This window comes from Vibrio sp. 10N.261.55.A10 (assembly GCF_041470825.1).
GTDB lineage: Bacteria > Pseudomonadota > Gammaproteobacteria > Enterobacterales > Vibrionaceae > Vibrio > Vibrio crassostreae_C.
Genome location: NZ_JBFRNC010000072.1, coordinates 21,469 through 27,950, shown reverse-complemented (window position 1 = coordinate 27,950; position 6,482 = coordinate 21,469). Strand labels below are relative to the sequence as shown.

At 45.2% G+C, this 6,482-nt stretch carries 4 protein-coding genes and 1 tRNA gene; 2 read left to right on the top strand and 3 right to left on the bottom strand.

What is annotated here, in order from left to right; all coding sequences use genetic code 11:
- The first annotated feature begins 84 nt into the window (after positions 1-84).
- Positions 85-175, top strand: a tRNA-Ser gene (locus tag AB4274_RS19975).
- Positions 176-291: 116 nt separating this feature from the next.
- Here the strand turns inward: AB4274_RS19975 and ilvY are convergent.
- The gene (gene ilvY, locus AB4274_RS19970) at positions 292-1,182 is read right to left on the bottom strand and encodes an HTH-type transcriptional activator IlvY (protein ID WP_017061966.1); all 891 of its coding nucleotides are present in this window, start codon (positions 1,180-1,182) and stop codon (positions 292-294) included.
- Positions 1,183-1,328: 146 nt separating this feature from the next.
- Between ilvY and ilvC the strand changes: the two genes are divergently transcribed.
- The gene (ilvC, locus tag AB4274_RS19965) at positions 1,329-2,813 is read left to right on the top strand and encodes a ketol-acid reductoisomerase (RefSeq protein ID WP_017061965.1); all 1,485 of its coding nucleotides are present in this window, start codon (positions 1,329-1,331) and stop codon (positions 2,811-2,813) included.
- 162 nt (positions 2,814-2,975) lie between these two features.
- On the opposite strand, the gene ubiK is transcribed toward ilvC, so the two are convergent.
- Both ubiK and AB4274_RS19955 read right to left on the bottom strand, forming a co-directional pair.
- Positions 2,976-3,227 (bottom strand): ubiquinone biosynthesis accessory factor UbiK, encoded by a 252-nt coding sequence (gene ubiK / locus AB4274_RS19960; protein ID WP_017061964.1) that lies wholly within the window; start codon positions 3,225-3,227, stop codon positions 2,976-2,978.
- Between the two features lie 119 nt (positions 3,228-3,346).
- On the bottom strand, positions 3,347-6,475 hold the full coding sequence (locus AB4274_RS19955; RefSeq protein WP_017061963.1) for a multidrug efflux RND transporter permease subunit: 3,129 nt from the start codon (positions 6,473-6,475) through the stop codon (positions 3,347-3,349).
- Positions 6,476-6,482: the final 7 nt, after the last annotated feature.

Here is a 6,482-nt window from a genome sequence, read left to right as displayed (position 1 = left end):
GACATCGCCAGGCTTTAAATATCGTTACCTGTGTATACATGTAACAACATCTACAGTGTACTAATCTGTTGATGACAATTTTTTGGAGGGATGGCTGAGTGGTCGAAAGCACCGGTCTTGAAAACCGGCAACCGTTAATAGCGGTTCTAGGGTTCAAATCCCTATCCCTCCACCACCATTAGAAAGCCCGCTGAGAAATCAGCGGGCTTTTTTCTTATCTGCGATATACATAAATAAAAGGGGAAGGGCACTGACGTGCTCTTCCCTTTTTTGTATTTAAAACAATGACGACTAGTCCGCTAAATATTTCCCTTCTGCAACTTGCCAGAACGCTCGAATTAGAGGGTTATCTAGCTGTGCTCGCTTACAACATACGCCTAACTCAAATGGCTTGATAGGTTCTATCTTTAAGCGGCTAACTTTATCTCTTACTGGACTGTTATTTATGACCACATCAGGTGCGATGCCAACTCCACATCCTAGTGCCACCATACTTACAATCGCCTCATGGCCAGAAACTTGCGCGTATATGTTGGGTTTTATCTTCATCTTTTTAAACCATGCATTGGCTCGTTCACGCGCTGTTCCTGCTTCTGGGATGATAAAGGGCACTTCATTCCAGTTTGGCTTATCGGATTGCAGTTGTTGGCTAAAGCTACTCACACCAGATGGAATGATGACTGACAGTGGAATATCGCTGATGGTTTCGAATTCTAACCTTGAAGGAAGGATGTCTGGCTTTGCTGAAATCGCGATATCCGCTTCATCGTTTAAGATCTTGTCGATGGATTGAGCTGGATCACCAGTAGAGAGCTTAAATTCAATATACGGATGAATAGCCCTAAATTCGGTTATGAGTTCAGGTAGGTGACTGTAGCTAGCCGTTACTGAACAAAATATACGGATCTCACCTTTAAGTTCTTGCTCTCCGCCCTTCAGGTGAAGGTTATATTGCTGCCACTCTCCCACGATGCTCAATGCTACAGGCAAGAGGTGTTTTCCTGCTGGGGTAAGATCAACACTGCGGTTGTCTCTGATTAGCAGTTCTTGTCCTGTTTCCTCTTCAAGCTTTTGTATCTGACGGCTCAGCGCTGAAGGACTGACGTGCATAGCAGCAGCGGTTTTGCTGAAACTCTTGCTGTCGCATAAATGTATAAATAATTGTAGAGATTTTATGTTCATGTTCTGCGATCGTTTCCATGTTGCATTTATTGCAATAACTAATTGTGAATATATCACTTTCAGCAACGGAGTGTCTGTTTTAGTATGAAGTCATTCGATAGAGAGATATCGACCTTACGGACTTATTTTTAAAGGAGTGCCCTAGAATGGCTAACTATTTCAATACATTAAACCTTCGTGAACAACTAGACCAATTAGGTCGTTGCCGCTTTATGGATCGTGAAGAATTCGCGACAGAAGCTGAATACCTTGAAGGTAAGAAAATCGTAATTGTTGGTTGTGGTGCTCAAGGCCTAAACCAAGGTCTAAATATGCGTGATTCTGGTCTAGACGTATCTTACGCTCTACGCCAAGCGGCAATTGATGAAAAGCGTCAATCATTCAAAAATGCTGATGAAAACGGCTTTGTTGTGGGTAGCTACGAAACGCTAATCCCTCAAGCAGACCTAGTAATCAACCTTACTCCTGATAAGCAACACACAAACGTTGTTGAAACAGTAATGCCTCTAATGAAGCAAGGCGCTGCTCTTGGTTACTCTCACGGCTTCAACGTTGTGGAAGAAGGCATGCAATTACGTGCTGACCTTACTGTAGTAATGGTTGCACCTAAGTGTCCAGGCTCTGAAGTTCGCGAAGAGTACAAACGTGGCTTCGGTGTACCAACACTTATCGCTGTTCACCCAGAAAACGACCCTAAAGGCGAAGGTTGGGATATCGCTAAAGCTTGGGCTGCAGGTACTGGTGGTCACCGTGCAGGTTGCCTAGAGTCTTCTTTCGTAGCAGAAGTTAAATCTGACCTGATGGGTGAGCAAACTATCCTTTGTGGCATGCTACAAGCGGGTTCTATCGTATCTTACGAGAAGATGATTGCTGATGGCATCGAACCTGGCTACGCAGGCAAGCTTCTACAATACGGTTGGGAAACGATTACTGAAGCACTTAAGTTTGGTGGCGTAACTCACATGATGGATCGCCTATCTAACCCGGCTAAAGTTAAAGCGTTTGAGCTTTCTGAAGAGCTTAAAGACCTAATGCGTCCGCTTTACAACAAGCACATGGATGACATCATCTCTGGTCACTTCTCTAGCACAATGATGGCTGACTGGGCGAACGATGACGTGAACCTACTAGGCTGGCGTGAAGAGACAGGCGAAACTGCATTCGAAAACTACCCAGCTTCTGACGTAGAAATCTCAGAGCAAGAGTACTTCGACAACGGTATCCTAATGGTTGCTATGGTTCGTGCCGGTGTTGAGCTAGCATTCGAAGCTATGACGGCATCAGGCATCATTGATGAGTCTGCTTACTACGAATCTCTACATGAGCTTCCACTAATCGCAAACACAGTTGCTCGTAAGCGTCTTTACGAAATGAACGTTGTAATCTCTGATACTGCTGAGTACGGTAACTACCTATTCGCTAACGTAGCAACACCGCTACTACGTGAGAAGTTCATGCCTTCAGTAGCAACGGACGTCATCGGCCGTGGTCTAGGTGAGACATCTAACCAAGTTGATAACGCTAAGCTAATTGAAGTAAACGAAGCTATCCGTAACCACCCTGTAGAATACATTGGTGAAGAGCTACGTAGCTACATGAGCGACATGAAGCGTATCGCTGTTGGCGGTTAATCTTCCAGTTCATCACTGAATAAAAATAGCCCTGAACATTTGTTCGGGGCTTTTTTATGCTTGTAACTATTTTACCGGTGAAGGCTTGATAGATTGAGGAAAAAATAAAGGCTTACCCGAAGGTAAGCCTTTATTCGAACTTGAACTGATTGAAAAAAATGACTATTTGTCTGAAAGCTTTGCTTCTAGTTCAGCCAGTTTTTGTTCCATTTCAGTGAGCTTCTGGCGAGTGCGAAGCAGTACTTGTGTTTGAACATCAAACTCTTCACGGCTCACAACGTCTAGCTTGTTGAGTTGGCCTTGGATAACTTGGCGAACTTTTTGGTCTACGTCTGAACCAAGCTCTTTTACTGGTTGAGGCATAGAATCGTGGATCTGCTTAGCAATTTGCTCTAGTTTTTTTGGATCAAACATATCAATTAAAACTCCTTAATATTTATCACTATTCTATTTAATCACATCAAAGATGTCGCCTATGGCGTACAAAAAAAGGCCACCGAAGTAGCCTTTTTATTGTTAATACGACAGGGAAATTACTTATTGTTAGCTAATTCTCTGTGCGCCGCTTTTGCTTCATCAACACGGGCCAGCTTCTCGAGATCTTTATCTTCGAGGAAAACTGGAATTGGTTTATGTTTTTCGGCTAAGTAGCTATAAATAACCGGTAGAACAAACAGCGTAAACAGCGTACCAATCGCCAGACCAGCAACGATAACAATACCGATACTAAAGCGCTGAGCTGCACCTGCCCCCGTGGCGTACATCAATGGGATCAGGCCTGCAATCATCGCCGCTGTTGTCATTAGGATTGGACGTAGACGTACCCTTGCCGCCTCCATAACCGCCTCTTTGCGTGATAATTTATTATGCAGCTGCTCTTCTTTTGCTACCTCACAGATCAAGATACCGTGCTTGGTAATCAGACCAACCAAGGTAATCAGCCCCACTTGCGAGTAGATGTTCATCGTCGCTGCGCCCCAAGCGAGCGCAATCAATGCACCACATATTGCGAGTGGCACCGACACCATGATAACCAATGGATCTTTTAACGACTCAAATTGAATCGCCAGAACCAAGAAGATGATCGCCAGTGCTAAACCGAACGTCACATACAGTGCGCTGCCTTCTGTTACAAACTGACGCGACTCACCCATGTAGTCATGGTTATAGCCTGCAGGTAATTTGGTTTGGGCAATGTTTTCAAACCAGTTTACCGCATCACCCATCGCCGCGCCCGGCATAGGAACCGCACCGACCGTCGCTGAGTTCAACTGGTTGAAGTGAGGAAGAGAGCGAGGCTCTGCCACCACATCAATTGTTACCAAGCTACCGAGAGGAACAGCATCACCATTGCTGGCTCGAACGTAGTAATGATTCATTGACTCTGGGTTTAAGCGGAACTTACGCTCAACCTGAGGGATCACTTCATAAGAACGACCGTTGAGGTCAATACGGTTAACGTAACCATCCGACATCATGGTGCTTAGGGTGACACCGATATCTTGCATCGTTACCCCATAAGCGCCCGCCATATCTTTATCAATTTGAATCTTCATCGTTGCTGAATCGTAGTTCAAATCAAGGTCAGAGTAGACAAAGAGAGGGCTATCTTTCACATCCGTTAAAATATCGGTTGCGATAGCGAATAAGCTCTCAAAGCTGCTTGGTGTGGTAATCACAAACTGGAGTGGTAGACCAGAACCGGCACCCGGCAACTCTGGCATTTGGAACGCGGTTACTGCCATGCCTGGGATATCTTGTAGCAATCCACTGATACGGTTCGTTACCTCAGATTGGCTAGCCGTGCGCTCACTCCATGGCACCATTGAGGCAATACCAAATGCTTGGTTTGAGTTTGGTACACCAGTGAAGGATTGAGCGTATTGGATTTCAGGCTGGGTCACCAAGATACCGCTCACGTCATCCATCGTGTTACTTAGGTAGTCTAGGTTAGCCGTTGATTGACCAGTACCAATCATCATCACCACCCCTTTATCTTCTGCAGGGGCAAGTTCACTTGGGATGAATTTAAACAGCATCGGCAAGCTTAAAAATACAATGACCGCAAAGCCAATGATAACCGGACGATGATCCATGATCGCATGCAGCATCTTAGAGTAACGGCCTGTCATACGATCAAGTACGCTGTGTACCTTCAGTTCAAACTTACTCGGCTGTGCATTTTCTTTTAGCAGCTTTGAACACATCATTGGAGACAGTGTTAAAGCGATGATTCCAGAAACAAATACCGCGCCAGCGAGGGTTAATGCGAACTCTTTAAACAGCGAGCCTGTGATACCACCCATCATTGCGATAGGGGCATAAACCGCGCCCAATGTCAGTGTCATTGCAATAACCGGTACTGCAATTTCACGGGTACCAATGATGGCAGCCCTGAAAGGAGATTCCCCCAATTTGACGTGTCGATCGACGTTTTCCAGTACTACGATTGCATCATCAACCACTAGACCGATTGCTAATACCATCGCCAGTAGCGTCATTAAGTTCCATGAGAAACCCATGACTTGCATCACCATCGCAACACCAACCAGCGATAAAGGGATGGTTACGATAGGAATGATAACCGCACGCAATGAGCCTAAGAATAGCGTGATAACCACTAATACAATCAGCGCGGCTTCAACAATCGTGTGTATAACCTCTTGAATGGATTCATTAATCGCAATGGTTGAGTCATACATGATATTCATGCTGATATTGCTTGGTAGGTTTCGCTCCAACTCAGGATACAGCTGCATAACATCAGCAGCAATGTTGATCGGGTTAGCACTTGGCGCTGCATTGATGGCGGTTACAACCGTTTGTTTGCCATTAGCACTTGCGCGAACCACATCGTGGCTTTTTTCTAGTGAAACCTTAGCAATATCACCTAAGCGAACAATAGAACCGCCATTTTGACTGGTTTTGACCACCAACCTTTCTAATTCATCGGTATTGGTTACTTGGGTATTGGCACTGCCGTTGTACAGCATAAACTCACCAATTGCTTGGCCAGTTGCTGATTGGTAGTTGTTTGCATTAAGCACCGTCATCACGTCAGTGGCTGTCAGGTTTAATGCTGCCATTTTGGAAGGATCAAGCCATACACGTAATGCGTATTTGATCCCGCCGTACAAGTCGACCTTTGATACGCCATTAACGGTAAACAGTTGTGGGTTAACCACTCGCTCAAGGTAGTCGGTAATTTGGCTTGCAGAGAGTTCATCACTCGTAAAACCAATGTAGAGTACCGCCGTTGTTGAACCGGTAGACATAGTTACGGTTGGATCTTCGGCTTCTTTAGGAAGCTGAGAACGTACCGAGTTAGTCTTGGCCAGTATGTCAGACAGCGCGGCATTCGGGTCGGTATTGAGCTTCATATTGACCGTAATAGTCGAGCTACCGAGTACGGACTGCGACGTCATATAATCAATATTATCGGCTTGAGCGATCGCTTGTTCTAATGGCTGAGTTATAAAGCCTTGGATCAGATCGGCACTGGCACCGTAATAGCTCGTCGTGACCGTCACGATCGTATTTGTCATGTCTGGGTATTCACGAACCTGCATTTTGAAGATTGCTTGGAAGCCAAGCAATGCGATCAAAAAGCTGATTGAAATAGCCAGAACTGGACGTTTAATAAAAACATCAGTAAAGCGCATGATTCCT